A 20,560-nucleotide genomic window follows, 5' to 3' on the forward strand; every position below is an offset into this window, starting at 1 on the left:
AGCGGGCCCCGGCGGACGCCGGTCAGCGGTCCAGCAGCTCGTGCCCCGCCCGGATCCGCGCCCAGGACCGCGGCTGTGCCGGCGACAACGCGGTACGCGTGGCGGCGGTCAGCTCGGGACGCCCGGCGGTGAACAGCCAGGTGGTGAAGACCCCGTCCAGGTCCTGGCCGGAGATCCGCTCGGCCAGCGCCTGAAACTGGGCGGTGGTGCCGTTGCCGTAGGTGTGCTCGGCCGTCCAGGCCGGCAGGATCCGGAAGAACGCGTCGTCCCCGACGGCCAGCCGGATCTCGTGCAGGGCCATCGCACCCCGGTCGTAGACCGCGTCGTCGAAGATGTTGGCCGCGCCCGGCGCGCCCGGTAGGACCTGCCAGAAGTCCGAGTCGGCCGGGTAGCCGGCGTAGGTGAAGTCGAAGAGCTCCTGGGCGGTGCCCTCGCCCTGCTCCTCCGACCAGAGCCACTCGGCGTACGAGGCGAAGCCCTCGTTCAGCCAGATCTGGCTCCAGTCCGCCACCGAGACCGAGTCGCCGAACCACTGGTGCGCGTTCTCGTGCACCACCACGTACGGGTTGGACCCGCGCCGCCAGAAGCCGGGCCCGTACACCGGGCGGGTCTGCGTCTCCAGGGCGAAGCCGATGCCGTCGATCGGCCCGGCCACGCCGCCCTGCGCCTCGAACGGGTACGGCCCGAACACGCCGCTTTCCCAGTCGATCACCTCGGCGGTGCGTTCGATGCTGGCCCGCGCGGCCCCGTCCCGGTCGCCGAGCGTGGTGCTGTACGCGTTGACCACGGGCTGCCCGTTCGGCGCGGTGTCGGTGACGATGTCGTACTGCCCGATGGCGATGAACGCCTGGTAGGTGGCGCCCGGCCTGGTGCTGCGCCAGCTCCACCGGGTGCGGTCGCCGGCCTCGGGGAGCGGGGCGCGCGGCTGCACCCCGTTGCTGATCACCTCGACGCCGGTGGGCACGGAGACCGAGATGTCGAAGGTGGCCTTGTCCAGCGGGTGGTCGTTGCTGGGGAACCACCACCAGGCCGACTCGGGCTCGTTGACCGCCAGCGCGCCGTCGGCGGTCCGGGTCCAGCCGGTGTAGCCGTAGACCTTGGTCTGCGACGGGACGCCGGCGTACTTCACCACGACGGTGAGCGGCTGGCCCTTGACGATCGGTCGGGGCGCGGTGACGGCCAGCTCGTGGTCGCCCTCCCGGGCGAAGGTCGCCGGCCAGCCGTTGACCCGGACCGACTCGACGTCGAGGGCGAAGTCCAGGTTGAACCGGGACAGGTCCTGGGTGGCCGTGGCCAGGATGGTGGTGGTGCCGCTGAGCCGGTCGGTGGCCGGCTCGTAGCGCAGCCGGAGGTCGTAGTGGCCGACGTCGTAGCCGCCGTTGCCGTAGTCGGGGAAGTAGCTGTCGCCCAGCCCGGGGCTGCCCGGGGTCGGGGTGACCGACACGGGTCGCGGCCGGCCCCAGCCCGGTGGGGCGGCGTGGCCGGGGGCGCCGGTCACGACGGTGCCGGCGGTGGTGACGGTCAGGGCGGCGATGGCCGCCGTGAGTACACGTCGCACGAGGTGGACTCCCTCCATCGGGGGTGTACGCACCGCCAACCTAATCGACGGTTGTGAACACGTCTGCCCCGTGACGACGTTCCCGGCTATTCAATTCGTGCGAATGTTTCGATAGCATTACCGACTAGTAACAAGCCATCCACCCCCTGGCCACGCGCGCGGACCACGGGCTCCACCACCACCTGCCTCGTGGAGGTCCTGTCATGTCCCGTCGCGTCCGCACCGCGCTGGCCGCGCTGTTCGCGGCCGTTCTCGGCGCCGTCGTCGTTCCCGGCGTCGCCCAGGCGGCCACCGTCAACTACGTCGCCCTCGGCGACTCGTACTCCTCCGGCGTCGGCGCCGGCCCGTACGACCTCTCCACCTGCCTGCGCAGCCAGAAGTCGTACGCCCCGCTCTGGGCGGCGGCCCACGCCGTCACCAGCTTCCGCTTCCCGGCCTGTGGCGGCGCGGTCACCGCCGACGTCATCAACGGCCAGGTCGGCGCGCTGAGCACCAGCACCACCCTGGTGACCATCACCATCGGCGGCAACGACGCCGGCTTCGCCGACGTGATGACCAGCTGCCGCTTCGGCAGCACCACGGACTGCGAGAACGCGGTCGCCGGCGCCAAGGCGTTCGCCACCGGCGTGCTGCCCGGCCGGCTCGACGCCACGTACGCCGCGATCCGGAACCGGGCCCCCAACGCCCGGCTGGTGGTGCTCGGCTACCCGCGGCTGTTCGAGACCGGCTGGTGCGGGCTGCTCGCGATGAGCAGCTACAAGCGCACCATCCTCAACGAGGCCGCCGACGTGCTGGACGGGGTCATCGCCGCCCGGGCCGGCGCGGCCGGCGCCGGCTACGTCGACGCCCGGTCGTTCTTCGCCGGCCACGGGGTCTGCGCCGCGGACCCGTGGATCCACGACGTCAGCGGGGTGATCGAGGCGTACCACCCGGACGCCGACGGCTATCGATACGGCTACCTGGCCGCGCTGACCGCCGCCATCGGCTGACCGACGCGACGCGGCCGGCGGTCCACTCCGGACCGCCGGTCGCGCCCTGCGCCGTCGGGCGGCCGCCCGAGGGTGTCGCCCCCGAGCGGCCGACCGATCAGTGCCCCGCCGTCGCCAGTTCCAGCTCCGGCTCGGCTGCCCGCGGCGGCTGCCCGCCGCGCTGTCCCCGCGCCGCCCGGCGGGCGGAGGGCACGGCCAGGGCGGCCAGTGCGGCGGCCAGCGAGATGGCGGTGAGCAGCAGGAAGCCCATGGTGAAGCCGGCCTCCCGGGGCAGCCCGCCGGCCTGCGGGTGGGCGGTGATCACGGTGCTGGCCACCGCGGCCCCGATCGCGCCGCCGATGGTGCGGATGTTGGCGTTCATGCCGGTCGCCGCGCCGGTCTGGTGGCTCGGCACGTTGGCCACGATCAGGTTGGCCATCGAGGCGAACGCGAGCCCGATGCCGATGCCCACCAGGGCGCCGGCCACCCCGATTTCCCAGCGGGTGTCGTGCGCGACGGTCAGCATGGCCGCGGCGGACACGTTGAACACCGCGCCGGTGGCGAGCTGCGCCTTGGCGCTGAACCGGGCCGCCAGCCGGCCGGCGACCAGGCCGGCGACGAACATCCCGACCAGCATCGGCAGCATCAGCAGCCCGGCCTGGGTGACGCTGGCGCCGAAGCCGTAGCCGGCGCTGCGCGGGATCTGCACGAACTGCGGCAGGAACGCGTAGACGGCGAACATCGAGGCGCCGTAGAGAAGGGCGACCAGGTTGGTGGTCCAGACCGCGGGCAGGCGCATCATCCGCATGTCGATCAGCGGGTTCGCCGAGCGGGTCTCGGCCACCAGCCAGCCGACCAGCAGGACGCCGGCGAGCGCCAGCAGGCCGGTCACCCGGCCCGAGGTCCAGCCCCAGGCGGCACCCTTGCTGACCGGCAGCAGCAGCGCCACCAGCCAGCCGGAGAGCAGCAGGGTGGTCGCCCAGCTGATCCGGCCGGGCGTACGGACCGGCGACTCGGGCACGAACCGGTGCGCCGCGAGCGCGGTGAGCCCGACGACGACCATCGGGATCCAGAACAGCCAGCGGTAGCCCAGGGTGGCGACGATCGGACCGGCCAGGACGACGCCGAGGCCGCCGCCGGCGGCGACGATCGCCGAGATGGCCGCGACGGCCGAGCTCACCCGCGCGGCGGGGAACTCGTCGCGGATGATCCCGAACGACAGCGGGAAGACCGCGCCGCCGATGCCCTGGACGACCCGGGCGGCGATGAGCACGCCGATGTTGGGCGCGACGGCCGCCAGCAGGCAGCCCAGCGCGAGCGCGGCGAGGGAGACGACCAGGGTCCGCTCCTTGCCGATCATGTCGCCGATCCGGCCGAGGACCGGGGTGAAGATCGACGCGGAGAGCAGGTAGGCGGTCAGCACCCAGGTCACGGTGTTCTGCGAGGTGTGCAGGTCGTGCTGGATGGTGGGCAGCACCGGGGTGATCAGCGACTGGAGCATCGCGAAGAAGCCGGCGCCGGCCGCGAGGACGAGGAAGGTCAACCGACGCGAGTCGGGTCGGGTGGTTTCGAGCACGGAGAAACTCCCGTTCACGTACGAAGGAAGGGTCTGGGGCCGCTCGCGCGGATCTGGCGGCGGTGGCGGCCGGAGCTGCGCGTGTTTCAGCGGGTTGCGGGCATGGCGGGACCTCCTGGGTCCGGTGTCTGGTTCGCCGATCGCGCCGGCTGGGATCGGCGGGAGAGTCCGGAGTACGCTATCCGGAGGCATGGCTCCGGTCAGTTCCGGAGGGGTGCCTCCACTAACGTAGCGGAGGGATGCCTCCGGTTGCAAGGCGAGAGGGGTGACGCGCGTCATGGCCAGCGCCGACCAGTTGGGTGAGGTCTTCGCGCGGCGCCCGAAGCGGGCCGACGCCCGGCGGAACTACGACGCGTTGATCGCCGCCGCCCGGGAGGTGTTCGGCGAGTGCGGCGCGGGCGCCTCGTTGGAGGAGATCGCCCGGCGGGCCGGGGTGGGCATCGGGACGCTCTACCGGAACTTCCCCAACCGACGGGACCTGTTCGAGGCGGTCTACGTCGAGGAGGTGCGCGCGCTCAGCGCGTCCGCCGGCGACCTGGCCGACCTGCCCCCGTGGGACGCCCTGGTGGCCTGGCTGAACCGGTTCGTCGCCTACGTCGGCACCAAGCGGGCCCTCGCCGAGGAGCTGGTGCACGACTCCGAGGTGTTCCGCAGCTGCCGCACCGAGATCTACGCCGCGGGCGAGCCGTTGCTGCGTCGCGCCCAGGTGGCCGGGGTGGCCCGGCCGGACGCGAGCTTCGACGACGTGGTCCGGCTGATCAGCGGGATCACCGCGTACCAGTTCCCCGAGCCGGCGCAGCGCGACCGGGTGGTCGCCATCGCGCTGGACGGCCTGCGCTACCCGGCCGCATCGCGCTGACCCGCCGCCGCGGGGCGGACCGGGCCCCGCCTGCCGTACCGGCTGACGGGACGGGCCGGCCGGCGGCCCGGGAGAGCCGCCGGCCGGGTTCATCCACTCAGGACGCGGCGAGGTCCGCGTCGCTCGGCCGGCCCCACGGGCCGGTGATCGCGAAGACGTAGCCCGGGGTCTGGATGTTGGCGAACAGGATGGTGCCGTCCGCGCTGAACGTCGGGCCGGTGAACTCGCTGTCGTTCAGCTCGTTGCGGGCCAGCGGGTACGCCTTGCCCTGCTCGGTCACCCCGACCAGGTGCGACACGCCCTCGCCGTCCTCGGCCAGGATCACCCCGCCGTACGGGGAGACGGTGATGTTGTCCGGCCCGTCGAAGTTGCCGTGGTCCGCCGCCGGGTCGTTGTTCACCCCGAAGATGGTCTTCAGGGTGACCGTCTCGGTCCGCGGGTCGTAGAACCAGACCTGGCCGTCGTGCTCGTTGACGCTGCCGTCGTCGTGCCGGGCGAAGCTGGCCACGAAGTACGCGCCGCCGTCGGCCCACCAGGCGCCCTCCAGCTTGCGGCTGCGGGTCACCTGCTCGTCGGTGAACTGCTTGCGCACCGAGACGGTCTTCGCGTCCCGGTCCGGCACGTCCACCCACTCCACCTTGTACCGGATGCCCGGGGTGGTGGCCTCGGACAGGTCGGCGACGTGCTGGTCGCCCAGGAAGCACGTCATCGCCTGAAGGCTGCCCGCGGAGTCCCCGTCGGGACGCTCGGCCAGGGCCCGCAGCGCGCCCTTGCCGCCCCGGAAACCGGCCGGCGGCGTCCACCGGAAGTACAGCCCGTTCGGGCCGCCGGCGTCCTCGGTCAGATAGATCGAGTGGGTGTACGGGTCCACCGCCACCGCCTCGTGCGAGTAGCGGCCGAGGAACTTCAGCGGCACCGGGTTCTGGTTGGCGGACCGGTCGTGCGGGTCCACCTCGAACACGTACCCGTGGTCCTTCAGGTATTTGCCGCCCGCCTTCTGCTCGGTCTCCTCGCAGGTCAGCCAGGTGCCCCACGGGGTGATGCCGCCGGCGCAGTTGTTGTGCGTGCCGGCCACGCTGACGTACTCGCGCAGCCGCCGGCCCTGCCCGTCCACCTCGATGGTGGTGGTGCCGCCCCGGGCACCCGGGTCGTAGGTCAGCCCGGCCAGCGCCGGCACCGGGTACGGCTCGCTGCCGCCGATTTCGTGGTTGTTGACCAGCACCGAACCGTTGGGACCGCGGAAGCAGCCGGTGCCGTCCGCGTCGCTCGGCGTCGGCTGGCCGGACTCCAGCAGGGTGGCGCCGGCCTGGGCCACGATGGTGTACGAGAAACCGGGCGGCAGGGCCAGCAGCCCGGCCGGATCCGGAACGAGTTCGCCGTAGCCGACCGCCGGGCGGGTGGCGGCCCGCGCCGCGGCCGGCCCCGCGATGGCTTCCAGGTTGCCGGCCACCACGATGCCGAGCGCGCCGGCCGCGCCGGTGCGCAGCACCGACCGGCGGGAGATGGGGGAGGAGCTCACGTCGTCGCCTTCCTGTTCACGTGCGTCTGGCGAGCAGGCAAGTCGGGCCGGGGGAACACCGACCGGTGGGAACGACTGCCGCCGGATGAACAGTGGGCCAACGTCGGGTGCGGGCCCGCGTACTGTGCCGGGCCGGCGCGCGTCCGTTAGGGTTCCCTCGATCGGGACCGCGGCGGCGTCGGAGGGCGGACGGTGGGCAGGCTCGCGACGGCGTACGGGCAGGCGCTCGCCCTCCACCGGGAGGCGCTGCGGCGCTGGGAGACCGTACGCCGGTCCCTCGCGGCCGCCGCCCCGGTCGCCCCTGGCAGCCCCGAACTGGTCGCCCGGCTGGCCCGTCTCGGCGCCGCGCTGGCCGCCCCCGCGCCCGGCGCCGCCCGTCCGGTCACCACCGCCGTCCCGGTCCGCGTCGGCGAGGCCACCACCTTCGACGGCGGCTTCCCGGTGCTGGTCCCGCTGGCCGGCGGCAACCACCTCGCGGTGGACGCCGACGCGCGCGATCCCCGGGTCGGTGAGCTGCTGCGGGCCGTGGTGACCCAGCTGCTCGCCGCCGCGCCGGCCGGCACGGTGCGGGTCGCCGGTATCGACCCGGCCGCCTTCGGCGCCGCCTTCCTGCCGTTGCGCCCGCTGCTCGACGCCGGTGTGCTGGGCCCCACCGCCACCACCGCGGCCGAGGTGGACGCCCTGCTCGACGAGGCGGAACAGCACGCCCGGGCCGCCCAGCACGCCGCCCGCGACGACCAGGAGCTGCTGCTGCTCGTCGCCGCGTCCGCCCCGGCGCCGCGCGAGCTGGCGCGGCTGGCCGCGCTCACCCACGCCAGCCCGGCCGCCGCCGTCTGTGTGCTGCTCGCCGGCTACCCGGCCGCCGGCCCGGGCGAGGTCCCGCCGCCGCTGGGCGCCACCACGCAGCTGCGGCTGGGCGAGCGGTACGCGCTGGTCGGCGACCCGCCCGGAGCGCCGTACAGCGGCGACGGCAGCGGACTGGCCGCCCCGGTGGTGCTGGACGGCGACCCCTCGCACGCCGCGGTCACCGGGTTGGCCCGGCAGCTCGCCGCGGCCACCCGCCGGGCCGAGGCGGTCACCTTCACCGACCTGCTGCCACCGCGGCGCTGGGCCGAGTCGTCCGCGGACGGCCTGCGCACCGTGCTCGGCCGCGCCGGGCGACAACCGGTCACCGTCGCCTTCGACGACGCCACCCCGCACTGGCTGGTCGGCGGGCGCACCGGCGCGGGCAAGACGGTGTTCCTGCTCGACGTGCTCTACGGGCTGGCCGCCCGGTACGCCCCCAGCGAGCTGCGGCTGCTCCTGCTCGACTTCAAGGAGGGGGTCAGCTTCACCGAGTTCGTGCCGACCGAGCGGGACGCGTCCTGGCTGCCGCACGCCCGGGCGGTCGGCATCGAGTCCGACCGCGAGTACGGCGTCGCCGTGCTGCGCGAGCTGCGCGACGAGCTGACCCGCCGGGCCGGCCTGCTGAAGCGGCTCGGTGTCACCAAGCTCGCCGACCTGCCCGCCGAGCACCGGCCACCCCGGACCGTCACCGTGGTCGACGAGTTCCACGTGCTCTTCGCCGGCAACGACGCGCTCGCCCGGCAGGCCATCGACCTGCTGGAGGAGTTGGCCCGCAAGGGCCGCTCGTACGGCCTGCACCTGGTGCTGGCCAGCCAGAGCACCACCGGGGTGGAGGCCCTCTACGGCCGGGCCGAGGCCATCTTCGGCCAGTTCCCGCTGCGGGTGGCGCTGCCCGGCGGGGCCGCCGTGCTCGATCCGCTCAATGACGCCGCGAAGGCGTTGACCGTTGGCGCGGCCGTGCTGAACACCGCCGGCGGCGTGGCCGGGGCGGACATCCTGGTCCGCTTCCCGGACGCGCACGCGGCGGCGGCCGACCTGGCCACCCTGCGGCGCGAGCTGTGGCAGGCCCGGCCGGCCGGCTCGCCGCCGCCGACCGTGTTCCGCGGCTACGAGACGCCCCGGCTGGCCGACGATCCCACCTGGGCGGGGCTGCGGCCGGGTGCCGGGCCGCCGCTCGCGCTGGTGGGCCGGACCGTGGACGTGGCCGGCAGCCCGGCCGCGTTCCGCCTCGACGCCACCCCCGGCCGGCACCTGGCCGTGGTCGGCGCCGCCGCCGCCGGGGCGGACGTGCTCCGGTCGGCCGCGCTCAGCCTGGCCCGGCAGCACGCCCCCGGCACGGCCCGCTTCCTGCTCGCCCCCCTCGCCCCCGACACCACCGGGCTCGCCGACGACCTGGCGATGACCCTCGCCGCCGCCCGGCACCCGGTCCGCCGCCTCGACGCGGCGGAGCTGCGCGGCCACCTCGCCGACGTGGCCGCCGGTCCGGGCGACCGCTCCGGGGCAGGCCTGCGCACCTACCTGGTGGTGTTCGGAATGGACGCGGCGGCCGGCGCCCTGGCCGCCACGGACCCGGGGACGTTCCGCTCCGGCCACGACGACCTGCGGGCCGTGCTGCGTGACGGCCCGGCGCACGGCGTGCACCTGCTCGGCTGGTGGCGCGGGCTGCGCCGGCTCGGCGAGGACCTCGGCGGCAGCCAGCACCGCGACGACGCGTCCTGCCTGGTCGCGCTGAACGTGCCCGGCGCGGACCTCGGCCTGTACCTCGGCGCGCACGACCTCGCGTACACCCCCCGTGCCGGTCGCGCCCTCCTGGTCGACCGGCACGACCAACGGGCCGCCCTGATGGTGCCCTTCGTGGGCGACGGAGACGACCGGTGACCGGAATCGAGGAGTACGCCGCCCTGGCCCGGGAGCTGTCCGCGCGGCAGCGCGGCGGGGAGAAGGCCGTCGCCGCCGAGGCGGAACGTCGTCGCACCCTGCAGGCTGCCGTGGACCAGCTCGGCCAGCGGCTCGCCGCGCAGGGCCAGCGGCTCGACCAACTCGGCCGCGCCATCGGCGCCGCCCCGCCGCCGGACGGCGCCCCGGTGCCGGTCGGGTCGCCGGCGACCGCGGTCGGCGCCGCGCCCGTGCCGCCGTCGGCCGTCGCCGCGGCCGGGGCCCCCGGCACGCCGCCCGGACCAGGGGCGGGGGCGGTCGGCGGCGCAGCCGCCGCGCCGGGGCGGTCGGGGGTCGGGGCGTATCCGGAAGGGACGGTGCCGGCGCCGCGGGCGGGTGACCCGGCGGCGGAGCTGGCCGCGGCCCGGCAGCTCGCCGACGAGGCCGACCGGTTCGGCCAGCAGGCGGAGGCCCTCGCCCACCGGCCCGTGCTGCTGCCCACCTGGTCACCGCTCGGCCGGGCGGTCGCCGTGTACGCGGCCTGCGCGCTGGTCGGATCGCTGCTGATGCTCGCCACCCTGGTCGGTTCGCCGGTCCCGGTGAGCGGGCTGGACCTGGTGGCCGCGGCGGCGTGCGCGGGGGTGCCGCTGCTGTCCTTCCTGGCCGGTCAGCTCGTGCTGGCCCGCTGGGGCCGCCCGGTGCTCGGGGGCGACACTCCACCGTCGCGGTACGTCCCGCTCGGCTTCGTCCTCTGTGCCCTGCTCTCCTCGGGGCTGTTCTGCCTCTACCTGGTGGCGTTCCGCCTGTTGAGCTGATCAGGGAGCGGCTCGGACACCCGGCCGCGTGGTCGCGGGACGTGCCATGGTTCCGTAGGCTCCGCTGTGGCCGGGGCAAACTGATCCGGAGCGACCTGGGGAGGGTGTGTGAGCGCAGCGCAGATCATCGCCAGGCTGGCAGCGGCCGCGCAGAAGTTGGACGAGGCGAAGGCCAAGACGGCCGCCGCGGCCCAGGACGCCGCCGAGGCGCGGGCGCTGGTGGCCGGCGCGCTGGAGGGCGTGGCGGCCGGACCGTTGCTCGGCATGATCGACGCCTACCGGCAGGGGCTGGCCCAGGCCGCCCAGGGCGGTGATCCCGCCCGGCAGCACGTGCAGGAGACGATCGCCAAGGTCCGGGCGCTGGGGAGCTGAGCCCGATTGAGCGACGACGACCTGACCGGCGCCTCCGACGGCGGTGAGCTGGACGGCTTCCACATCGGTCAGCTGCCGGCCGGCGTGGGCACGGAGGTGTCCGACTTCGCCACCGAGTGGGACGACGTCACCTTCGCCACCCGGGTCTGGGAGCGCCAGGTGGATGAGGGCTACCGGGTCGACCTGCGGGTGCATGTGCTGCGCGGACCCAGGCTCACCGACCTCACCGCGCTGCACGACTTCCTCGCCGAGTATCACGAGCGGGACCCCGACGGCGGGGAGTGGGTCGAATTCCCACATCCCGACGGCCCCGGCCTGATCGGCGCGGGGGAGGCGTTCTGGCTGGTCGAGCCGGGCGTCGCGGTCGACGTGCTGGTGGACCCGGAGCGCCACGGATCGCCGTCGGTGCGGGCGGTGGCCGAAGCCGTGACCAGGACCGACGCGGCCTGATCCGCGGAGAGGTCGGACGGCGCCCGTCGGCTGCCGTCGATCCGGCCAGGTCGCGTCCGGTGGCGTGCCTGGAATGCCCGAACACACTGTCTCTGGAAGAACGGGTTACCGGCGCGTAACTTTTCATTGACGTGTGTGAAATCGGACACGCATCATCGTTCCCACGATCGATCGGATCCCCCACCCGTCCCCCTCCCGGGCTTCCCCGGGTGCCTCCCACCGGAGGTGCAGCCATGCTGCTCCGAACGATCCTGGCCGCCACCACCGCCGTCGCCGCCCTGCTCGTCCCGGCCACCGCCGCCGAGGCCGCCCCGCGGCGCGCCGCCAGCACCGCCGTCGACGCCACCGCCACGGCCGACGGGTCGACCCTCGCCGCCGCCGGCGCCAGCCCGGTCGTCGTCGTCGGTGGCCTGATCGGAATCTCCATCGCGTACGAGCCCATCGCCGCCCGGCTGCGCGCCGACGGCTACCAGGTCTCCATCTACCAGCTGCCGAACCTGGGCTTCGGCGACATCCGGGAGTCCGCCCGCGCCCTGTCGTCCTACGTGGACCAGGTCCGCGCCGCCACCGGGGCGGCCAAGGTGGACCTGGTCACCCACTCCGAGGGCGGCCTGGTCAGCCGCTGGTACGTGAAGTTCCTCGGCGGCGCCGACAAGGTCGACCACTACATCAGCCTCGGCAGCCCGCAGTACGGCACCTACGTCGCCAACATCGTCAACTTCGTCGGCCTGGGCAGCTGCGCCGGCATCGTCGCCTGCCAGCAGATGTCCATCGGATCGAGCTTCCTCGCCGACCTGAACGGCGGCGACGACACCCCGGGCGTGGTCCGCTGGACCACCGTCCGGACCTGGCAGGACGAGCTGGTCCGCCCGGTCGACAACGCCGTCCTCGCCGACGGCGCCAGCAACGTCCTGGTCCAGGCGTGGTGCCCGCTGCGGGTCGTCGGCCACCTCGGCCTGGTGCTCGACGGGACGACGTACAGCATCGTCCGGCAGGCGCTCGCCGGCGCCACGATCCGGCCCGACTGCTTCGCCCTCTGAACCCGCGTCGGGGCTCGACGGTCGCCGCGCCGGCGGCCGTCGAGCCGGTGACCGTCCACAGGAGTGCCGGCCGTCGGTCAGGCGGTGGTGGTCCGGCCGAGGATCAGGTCGGCGGCCCGCCAGGCCAGCGCGGTCACCGGCGCGTTGAGCCAGCCCGACACCAGCACCGGCAGCACCGACGCGTCGATCACGCGCAGCCCGGTGACCCCGCGTACCCGTAGCTGCGGGTCGACGACGTCCTCGTCGTCGGGGCCCATCGCGCAGGTGCCGACGGCGTGGTACCCGCAGTAGCCGTGCACCCGGGCCGCTTCGAGGATCTCCTCGTCGGTCTGCGTCCCCGGCCCGGGCAGCACCTCCGCCCTGATCCGTCCGGCGACCGGCGCGGTGGCGAAGAGCTCCCGCATCCGCCGGAAGGTGTCCACCGCGACTCCGCGGTCGTGCGGGGTGTCGAAGTAGTTCGCCACGATGGCCGGCGGGGTGCGCGGGTCGGGCCCGGTGATCGCGAGGCTGCCCTCGCTGTCGGGGCGGGTCACCGTGCCCAGGCACATCAGTCCTGGCTCCCGCTCCAGTTCCAGCGCCCGGCCCGGCCGCCGGGGCGCCGCCGAGAAGGGCGCCATCAACAGGTGGGCGTCCGGGCGGTCCAGTTCCGGGCGGGACCTGATGTGGGCCGCCACGTCGAAGACCGGCAGGGCGAGCGGCCCGCGCCGGGTGAGCAGGTAGCGCAGGGCGGCGAGGGCCTGCCCGAGCGGGCTGCTGAGCCGCGCGTTGTAGCCGCCCGGCCCGGCGAGCCGGTACTGCAGCGGGATCGCCCGGTGCTCGCGCAGCCCCGCGCCCACCCGGGGCCGGTCGAGCAGCACGTCCACGCCGGCGCCGCGCAGGGTGGCGGCCGGTCCGATGCCGGAGACCTGGAGCAGCTGCGGGGTGGCGAGGGCGCCCGCGGCGAGGATCACCTCGGCGGCGGCCAAGTGGTCGACCTGCCGGCCCTGCTGCTCGGCGCGTACCCCGACCGCCCGGCCGTTGCGGATCAGCACCCGGAGCGCGACGGTGTCAACCGCGACGGTCAGATTCGGCCGCTCGCGCACCGGATGCAGGAACGCGTCGGCGGCGCTGACCCGGCGCCCGCCCCGGATGGTGGCCATGGCGTAGCCGATCCGCTCGCCGTCGTCGGCGTTGAGGTCGTCGACCCGGCGCCAACCCAGCTCCGCCCCGGCCTCGATCATCTCCTCGCAGAGCTGGTCGGTGCCGGTGGCGGTGGAGAGCAGCAGCGGGCCGCCCGCGCCCCGGACCGGCGAGGCGCCCAGTGGGTTGTCCTCCAAGCGCCGGAAGATGGGCAGCATGGTCGACCAGCCCCAGCCCGGGTTGCCGAGCCGCTCCAGCGCGTCGTAGTCCGCCGGCGAACCCCGGCCGTAGATCATCCCGTTGATGGCGGTCGAGCCGCCGACCAGCCGCCCGCGCTGCCACGTCTCGCCGTGCCCCGGCCCGGTTGTCGCCGGATAGTGCCAGGCGGTACGCGGGTCGTCCATCAGGCGCGAGAACGCCTTGGGAATGCGGACGGCCGGGCTGCGGTCCCAGCCGCCCGCCTCGATCAGCAGCACCCGGGTGGCCGGGTCCTCGGTGAGCCGGTTGGCCAGCACGCAGCCGGCCGCGCCCGCGCCGACCACGACGTAGTCGAATTCGTCCACTTCGGACCCCCGCCCGTCCCGTCCGCGAGAATCCCTCTGACGGTAGCGGTCCGATCACGGAACGGAAAGGGGTGGTTGCCGCCCGCAGGCAGGGACGTCGTCGCCGGACCCGGCTCAGGCGGCCTTGGCGAGGGCCTCGAACTCGTCGTCGGTCAGTCGCACCTCGGCGGCGGCCACGTTCTCCTCCAGGTGCGGCACCGACGACGTACCCGGGATCGGGAGCATGACCGGCGACCGCCGCAACAGCCAGGCGAGGGCGAGCTGCGCGGGCGTCGCGCCGTGCTCGGTGGAGATCGCGTCCAGCGGACCGCCCGGCCGGGCCAGGTTGCCGGTGGCGATCGGGAACCACGGGATGAACGTCAGGTCGTTGCGCTCGCAGTGGTCCAGCACGTCCTCGGCGCTGCGGTCGGCCAGGTTGTAGAGGTTCTGCACCGACACGATCGGGGTGATCCGCCGGGCCGCCTCGATCTGCTCGACGGTCACCTCGGAGAGCCCGATGTGCCGGACCTTCCCCTCCTGCTTGAGCAGGGCCAGCTCGCCGAGCTGGTCCTCCAGGGGCACCTTCTCGTCGATCCGGTGCAGCTGGTAGAGCGGGATGCAGTCCAGGCCGAGGTGGCGCAGGCTCAGCTCGCACTGCTGGCGCAGGTACTCCGGCCGGCCGACCGGGCGCCAGTCGCCCGGACCGGACCGGGTGAGCCCGGCCTTGGTCGCGACGACCAGGTCGTCGGCGTACGGGTGCAGCGCCTCCTTGATCAGCATCTCGCTGACGAACGGCCCGTAGGAGTCGGCGGTGTCGATGAAGGTCACGCCCAGCTCGTACGCCCGGCGCAGCACCCGGACCGCCTCGGCCGGGTCCTTCGGGTCGCCCCAGACCCCCGGCCCGGTGATCTGCATCGCCCCGTAGCCGAGCCGGTCGACCTGCAGGTCACCGCCGATCCGGTAGGTGCCCGAGGCCTTAGCGGGCTGGGTGCTGGCACTGGTCGCCATGCCGGTCCTCCTGTGCGTCGTCGTCGGCGGCGAACCCGCCACCGACCGGGAGACATTCCCGGGAATCGGCGGGTCCAACGTCCCGCCCGCCGATTGTGGGTCCGGACACCTCACCCGGTGTGCCGCAGCACCACCAGCGCGCGGTCGTCGTCCGTGCCCGGCAGGTCCCGCAGCAGCGCGTCCGCGATCGCCTCCGCCGGCTCGTCGCGCACCGTGACCAGCACCCGGTGCAGCGCCGCCACGCCCTCGTCGTACTGCTGGCCGCGCCGCTCCACCAGCCCGTCCGTGTACGCCACCAGCAGGTCGCCGCGTTCGAACGGCACGGTGGTCACGGCCATCGGCGCGTCGACCATGCCCAGCGGCAGCGCGTTCGGCGTCCGCACGCCCTGCGGATCCTGGCCGGCGCGCAGCAGCACCGGGTGCGGGTGCCCGGCCCGCAGCACGTGCGCGGCCCGCTTCGCCGGCTCGACCACCACGATCAGGCAGGTGCCGAGGAAGCCGACGCCGAGCAGCTCGGTCAGCCGGAGGAACAGCTCCTCCAGCGGGACGCCGAGCCGGATCAGCGTGTTCAGCATGGTGCGCAGCTGCGCCATGTCGGCGGCCGCCTCCACCTGGTGGCCGACCACGTCGCCGACCACCACGGCCAGCCGGTCGTCGTCCTGCCGGACCAGGTCGTACCAGTCGCCGCCGAGGTGCAGGCCGGTCATCGCCGGCTGGTAGCGGGTGGCGATCTCCAGCCCGTCCGGAGTGGTCAGCGCGGAGCTGCGCAGCCGCCCGGCCAGCCGGGTCACCAGGTTGTGCTCGGCGGCGGCCAGCCGGACCCGTTCCAGGGTCTGCTCGCACAGGTCGGCGATGGTGTCGAGCAGCGCCAGGTCGCTCTCCCGCAGCGGTCGCTCCCGGAACCACCCGAAGGCCAGCGACGCGATCGGCTGGCGCTGCGCGTCGAACAGCGGCACCGCTACCGTGGTGACCACGCCGTGCGCCCCGACCGGGTCGGGCAGGCCGGGGAACCGGGCGGCGAAGTCGGCCCGGTCGCGCAGGATGACCCGTTCGCCGGTGCGCAGCGCCCGGACGATCGGCCGCGGGTCATCGATGGCGAGGTCGTGGAACGTGGCGGAGAGCGTCTCCGGCACGTCGTGGTACCAGAGCCGGACCAGCCGGCCCTCGTCCCGCATCGCCAGCCCCGGCAGCACCGCCCCGAGCGCGGTCGGCGCCGCGTCGAGGATCACGTCGATCGCCTCCGCCGTCGACCGGGTGACGCTGAGCCGCGCCGCGAAATCGGCCATCGCCTGCGCCGAACCGGTCAGCTCGGCGCGCTGCAGGGCCTGGCTGCACAGCCCGGCCACCGCGTCCAGCAGGTTGCGCAGCGCCTCGTCGTCGGCGACCGGCCGGGCCCAGCGCACCTCCAGCGCGCCGAGCGCGCCGCCGTCGCCGTACCGCAGGGGCAGGCAGACTCCCGTCGCGCCCGCGCCGTCGCCGGTCAGGGGGAACGCCGCGTTCTCGCGTACCGCCCGGGCGAGCGGCTCGTCGGCGTCGACCGGGAGCTGCCCGGCCGGGGCGTCGCCGCCGGCCACGTCGAGCACGGTGGCCCCGGGCCGGTTGATCGCCACCCGCAGCGTCGCGGCGTCCACCACCGCCGGGGCGACGGTGGTCACCACGTCCACGACGGCCGCCCGGCCCCGGGCGGAGCTGAGCGCCCCGGCCAACCGCGCGAGCGCCTCCGCCTGCCGCAGCGCCCGCTGCCGGTCGCTGACGTCCCGCGCCACGGTGGCCACGAAGGCGGTGGTGTCCCGGCCGGCGCCGGTGGTCACCGTGAAGGTCTGGTGGTCGACGTCGAGCGGCTCGCCGGTGTCCAGCCGGACCAGCCGGCTCTCCGCGCGGTGGTGGCCCTCCCGCAGCGCGGTCGGGATCAGCTCGGTACGCCACCGCTCGCGGACCTCCGGGGCGGCGAAGTCCACCAGCCCCAGGCCGTCCACCCGGTCGGTGCCGCCGAGCCCGACCAGCGCCCGGCCGGCGGGGTTCACGTAGACGGCCCGGCCGTCCGGGGCGGCCACCGCGATGAAGTCGCCGGAGCGTTCCACCAGCGCCTGGAACAGCCGCAGCTCGGCCTGCGCGGCCCGCTCGGCGCTCAGGTCCAGGGCGTACGCCAGCCAGCGCAGCGGGCGCCGCTCCAGCGCCACCACGCCGATCTGCACCGGCACCCGGTGCCCGTCGGCGTGCCGGTACTCCTTGTCGAAGGCCCGGGCCCGGCCGGTCTCGGCCAGTTCGGCCAGCGCGCGCGCGTCCGCCTCCTCCCAGCCGGGGGGAGTGATGGCGGGCCAGGTCAGCCGCCCCTGCGCGACGTCCTGCGGGGTGTAGCCGAGCAGCGCCAGGAAGGCCTCGTTCGCCTCGGTGATCCGCTTCTCCTCACCGCCGAACACGGCGAGCACGTCGGTGGCGGCGAGCCGCTCGTAGCGGGCCCGTTCCGCGCCCAGCGCCTCCAGCAGCCGGGTGCGCTCGGTGACGTCGACGACGGTGGCGCCCAGGCCGACCAGCTCGTCGGTGTCGCTGATCCGGATCGGGAAGTAGCTGGCCACCAGGCGCCGTGGCGCGTCCGGCGGACCGGTGGTGACCTCGACCCCGACCACCGGGCCGTCAACCAGGGCGCGGCGCATCAGCTCCTCGATCCGCGCGCCGTGCTCCGGCAGCACCTCGCTGGGCCGCCGGCCCAGATGCTCCGCCGCCGATACCTGGTTCATCCCGGCCAGGGCCGGGTTGACCTGGACGTAGCGCAGTTCGGTGTCGACCAGGCCGAAGCCGACCGGCGCGTTGTCCAGCAGCGCCCGGCTGATCGCGTCGGTGCGTCGCTGGTCGGCCCGGGCGGCGGCCTCGGCCCGCCAGGCGCGTTCCCGCTCGGTGGCGTCGCGGACCGCGTCCCGCAGCCCTTCGGTGACCGCGTCCTGCCGGCGTACCGCCTCCAGGCGCCGCAGGGCCTGGCTGCCGGCGGCGGTGAGCAGGCCGCCGAGCAGCCGCTCGTCGGCGCGGACCGGGCGGGGCGTGGGGAACGCCACCCAGGCCGTCCACTCCCGGGTGAGGGTGCTCAGCCGGCCGCCGACGCCGGGCGCCGTCTCCTCGCCGTCGCCGTCGCCGTGGCGGCCTGGCGGGGCCAGCCGGGCGGCGAGCGCCGGGTCCAGCCGGTCGAGGTCGACCGGGCCGGTGGCGGTGTACGCCGGTCCGGCCGTGTCCCGTGGGGCCAGGTGGGCGGTGCCGTCGAACGCCTGGCCGAGCGCCTCCGCGGTCAGCGCCAGCACCTCGGCCTCGTCGTCGGCGGTGGCCAGCCGGTCGGTCAGCGCGGCGGCGGTCCGGTGCCGCTCGGCGATCGCGTGTTCGGCGGTCACGTCCCGGACCGTGCCGACCAGCATGGTGCGGCCGTGTTCCGGATCGGGCACCTCGGTGGCCGAGACGGACGCCCAGATCATCCGTCCGTCGGGGCGCTGGAACGGCACCTCGTACGCCCCGGCGTGCTCGTCGAGCAGGTGCACCAGCGCCCGGTCGAGCAGCGCCCGCTCCACCGGGTGTGCCGCCTGATCCGGCCACCAGGGGTACGGCGGAGGGTAGGGCAGGCCGGCCGCCCCGTACCCGGTCAGCTGCTCGAAGGTCTCGTCCACCTGGACGACGACGCCGTTCTCGTCGGCGATCCAGACCCCGTCGGTGAGCGACTCGACGACCTGGGTCGCCCACTCGCCCCGGCGTAGCCGGGCCCGTGCCCGGTCCAGGTTGGCCCGGATCCGGGCCCGCAGCTCGCTCGCCGAGAACGGCTTGACCAGGTAGTCGTCCGCGCCGGCGGCCAGCCCCTCGACCGCCGCCTCCGGTCCGGCCCGGGCGGAGAGCAGCACCACCGGCAGGTCGGCGGTGGCCGGGTCGGCGCGCAGGGCGGCGAGCAGGGCGAAGCCGTCGAGGCCGGGCATCATCACGTCGGCCAGCACGAGGTCGGGCGGGTCGGTGCGGATCTCCGCCAGTGCCGCCCGCCCGTCGGCCGCGGCGCGGACCCGGAACTGCGGGGCGAGCAGATCGGTGACGTAGGCGCGCAGGTCGGCGTTGTCGTCGACCAGCAGGATGCGGGGCCGGTCGGCCGGCCCCACCTCACCGGCGGCCGCGGCGGGGGAGACCAGCTCGGCCGCCAACGCGCTCGCCGCCGCCGTGGGCCCGGCCGGCCGGTCCGCGCGGTCCACCCCCTCCGGGGAGCCGTACGGCAGCCGGACGGTGAAGGTGGCGCCCGCGCCGGCCACGCTCTCCGCCTCGACCGTCCCGCCGTGCAGGGTGACCAGCTCCCGGACCAGCGCCAGCCCGATGCCGGTGCCCTCGGCGGACCGGCCGGTCGGCCCGGTCACCCGGTGGAACCGCTGGAAGAGCCGGGGGAGCTGGTCGGCGGGGATGCCCACCCCGGTGTCCGAGACGGTGAGCCGGATCCACCCGTCGTCGTCGGCGACCCGGAGCCGGACCGCCCCACGCAGGGTGGCCTTGACGGCGTTGGCGAGCAGGTTGAGGACGATCTTCTCCCACATGCCCCGGTCCAGGTACGCCGGGCGGGGCAGCCGGGGGCAGTCGACTTCGAAGGTGAGCCCGGCCCGCTCCACGGCCGGCGCGAACGCGGCGGCCAGCTCCCGGGTGAACCGCCCGACGGCCAGCGCCACCCGGTCCGGTGCCAGCCGTCCGGCCTCCAGCCGGGTGAAGTCCAGCACGCTGTCCACCAGTCGGTGCAGCCGGGCGGCGTTGCGGTCGACCAGTTCCAGCCGTCGGCGCAGCGCCGCCGGCAGCGGCTGGGCCGGGTCGGTGAGGGCATCGCGGACCGGGCCGGCGATCAGCGTCAACGGGGTCCGCAGCTCGTGACTGACGTTGGCGAAGAAGGCGGACTTCGCCGCGTCCAGCTCGGCGAGGGCCTCCGCCCGCCGGTGCTCCGCCTGGTACGCCCGCGCCCCGGCGAGGGCGGTGCCGACGTTGCCGGCCAGCAGCTCCATGAACGAGAGGTAGTCGGCGTCCACCGGTCGGCGCGGGTTGAACCCGGCGACCAGCACCGCCGTCGGGGCGGCGCCGCCGGGCTCCGGCACCGGGGCCACGGCGACCTTGGCGACTCCCGGCCGGTCCGGATCGTCGGCCGGGTCGAGGGGGAGCACCCGCAACCGCCCGTCCGCCAGCACCTCGGCCAACGGCCAGGATTCCGCCGCGCCCGGCGGGGGCTCGGCGTCGTCGCCGGCGACCAGCCGCAGGCCGTCCGGCTCGGCCTGGTAGAGCCGGACGAACGGCAGGGACGCGCTGCCGGCCAGGGCCTTGACCGTGCGCCGGAGCACCTCGTCGGGCTCGGTCACGTCGACCAGCGCGGCCCCGAGGGTGGTGAGCAGCCGCAGCCGGCGGTCGCTGACCACCCGCTCGGTGGTCTCGGTGACCGCGGTGAAGACACCGCCGGGCGTGCCGGACTCGTCGATGATCGGGCTGTAGGAGAAGGTGAAGTAGCACTCCTCGACGAAGCCGAAGCGGTCGAGCAGCAGCAGCTGGTCCTGGTTCCAGGTGGCGCCCCGACCGGCCAGCACGCCGGTGAGCATGGGCCCGATGACGTCCCAGACCTCCGGCCACACTTCGGCGCCCGGCCGGCCCAGCGCGCCGCGCTTGGACGCCCCCAGGATCGGCACGTACGCGTCGTTGTAGAGCATCACCAGCCCGTCGCCCCACCAGAGCAGGATCGGGAAGCGGGAGTGCAGGCAGATGGTCACCGCCGTGCGCAGGCTCTGCGGCCAGGAGTCGATCGGGCCGAGCGGCGTGGCGGACCAGTCGTGGCTGGCGATGGCCGCGCCCATCTCCCCGCCGGCGGCGAAGACGTCCTGCCAGTGGGAGCCGTCCGGCGGGATGTGGCTCACCCAAAACCTCCGCTCGGCGATGGGCGCGTCAGCAGTATCCGAACGTACCAGCGAACTGCGCTTCGTGGATTCTTTGATCTTGTCGGCGGCCGGATCGCCGGGACGAACCGCGCACCCGGTCG

At 75.0% G+C, this 20,560-nt stretch carries 13 protein-coding genes; 7 read left to right on the top strand and 6 right to left on the bottom strand.

Features of this window, described 5'->3' with window-relative positions:
• Nucleotides 1-22: 22 nt before the first annotated feature.
• The gene (locus ACZ6S5_RS14755; protein WP_466000645.1) at nt 23-1,558 is read right to left on the bottom strand and encodes a M1 family metallopeptidase; all 1,536 of its coding nucleotides are present in this window, start codon (nt 1,556-1,558) and stop codon (nt 23-25) included.
• Between the two features lie 203 nt (nt 1,559-1,761).
• Between ACZ6S5_RS14755 and ACZ6S5_RS14760 the strand changes: the two genes are divergently transcribed.
• Entirely contained in the window at nt 1,762-2,547 is a 786-nt protein-coding gene (locus ACZ6S5_RS14760; protein WP_466000646.1) for an SGNH/GDSL hydrolase family protein, read from the top strand.
• A 97-nt stretch (nt 2,548-2,644) separates the two neighbouring features.
• Here the strand turns inward: ACZ6S5_RS14760 and ACZ6S5_RS14765 are convergent, their stop codons facing one another.
• The gene (locus ACZ6S5_RS14765; RefSeq protein ID WP_466000647.1) at nt 2,645-4,102 is read right to left on the bottom strand and encodes an MFS transporter; all 1,458 of its coding nucleotides are present in this window, start codon (nt 4,100-4,102) and stop codon (nt 2,645-2,647) included.
• Between the two features lie 265 nt (nt 4,103-4,367).
• Here ACZ6S5_RS14765 and ACZ6S5_RS14770 point away from each other — a divergent pair, with 265 nt between their 5' ends.
• Nucleotides 4,368-4,961 carry a TetR/AcrR family transcriptional regulator gene (locus ACZ6S5_RS14770; RefSeq protein WP_466000648.1) on the top strand — a complete coding sequence of 198 codons (594 nt, stop codon included), beginning with the start codon at nt 4,368-4,370 and terminating at the stop codon, nt 4,959-4,961.
• Nucleotides 4,962-5,058: 97 nt separating this feature from the next.
• Here ACZ6S5_RS14770 and ACZ6S5_RS14775 read toward each other — a convergent pair whose 3' ends face one another.
• Nucleotides 5,059-6,480, bottom strand: coding sequence for an alkaline phosphatase PhoX (locus ACZ6S5_RS14775; protein WP_466000649.1), 1,422 nt, complete (start codon nt 6,478-6,480; stop codon nt 5,059-5,061).
• Between the two features lie 192 nt (nt 6,481-6,672).
• Here ACZ6S5_RS14775 and ACZ6S5_RS14780 point away from each other — a divergent pair, with 192 nt between their 5' ends.
• The 5 genes from ACZ6S5_RS14780 to ACZ6S5_RS14800 all read left to right on the top strand — a co-directional run bounded on the left by ACZ6S5_RS14780 (nt 6,673) and on the right by ACZ6S5_RS14800 (nt 11,878).
• Nucleotides 6,673-9,204, top strand: a complete 2,532-nt coding sequence (locus tag ACZ6S5_RS14780) for an FtsK/SpoIIIE domain-containing protein (RefSeq protein ID WP_466000650.1) — start codon at nt 6,673-6,675, stop codon at nt 9,202-9,204.
• The gene (locus tag ACZ6S5_RS14785) at nt 9,201-10,016 is read left to right on the top strand and encodes a hypothetical protein (RefSeq protein ID WP_466000651.1); all 816 of its coding nucleotides are present in this window, start codon (nt 9,201-9,203) and stop codon (nt 10,014-10,016) included. Before ACZ6S5_RS14780 ends, ACZ6S5_RS14785 begins: the two co-directional genes overlap by 4 nt.
• Before the next feature lie 108 nt (nt 10,017-10,124).
• Entirely contained in the window at nt 10,125-10,388 is a 264-nt protein-coding gene (locus ACZ6S5_RS14790; protein WP_466000652.1) for a DUF6244 family protein, read from the top strand.
• A 6-nt stretch (nt 10,389-10,394) separates the two neighbouring features.
• Nucleotides 10,395-10,838: a hypothetical protein gene (locus ACZ6S5_RS14795; protein WP_466000653.1), complete on the top strand. Its 444-nt coding sequence runs from the start codon at nt 10,395-10,397 to the stop codon at nt 10,836-10,838.
• A 233-nt stretch (nt 10,839-11,071) separates the two neighbouring features.
• Nucleotides 11,072-11,878 carry an esterase/lipase family protein gene (locus ACZ6S5_RS14800; protein ID WP_466000654.1) on the top strand — a complete coding sequence of 269 codons (807 nt, stop codon included), beginning with the start codon at nt 11,072-11,074 and terminating at the stop codon, nt 11,876-11,878.
• A gap of 77 nt (nt 11,879-11,955) precedes the next feature.
• Here ACZ6S5_RS14800 and ACZ6S5_RS14805 read toward each other — a convergent pair whose 3' ends face one another.
• The 3 genes from ACZ6S5_RS14805 to ACZ6S5_RS14815 all read right to left on the bottom strand — a co-directional run bounded on the left by ACZ6S5_RS14805 (nt 11,956) and on the right by ACZ6S5_RS14815 (nt 20,438).
• The gene (locus tag ACZ6S5_RS14805; RefSeq protein ID WP_466000655.1) at nt 11,956-13,560 is read right to left on the bottom strand and encodes a GMC family oxidoreductase; all 1,605 of its coding nucleotides are present in this window, start codon (nt 13,558-13,560) and stop codon (nt 11,956-11,958) included.
• A gap of 114 nt (nt 13,561-13,674) precedes the next feature.
• A complete protein-coding gene (locus ACZ6S5_RS14810; protein ID WP_466000656.1) occupies nt 13,675-14,547 on the bottom strand; it encodes an aldo/keto reductase in 873 nt (290 codons plus the stop codon).
• A 110-nt stretch (nt 14,548-14,657) separates the two neighbouring features.
• Nucleotides 14,658-20,438 carry a PAS domain S-box protein gene (locus ACZ6S5_RS14815; protein ID WP_466000657.1) on the bottom strand — a complete coding sequence of 1,927 codons (5,781 nt, stop codon included), beginning with the start codon at nt 20,436-20,438 and terminating at the stop codon, nt 14,658-14,660.
• Between the last annotated feature and the right edge of the window lie 122 nt (nt 20,439-20,560).

The sequence above is a fragment of the Micromonospora sp. NPDC051924 genome, from assembly GCF_055586005.1.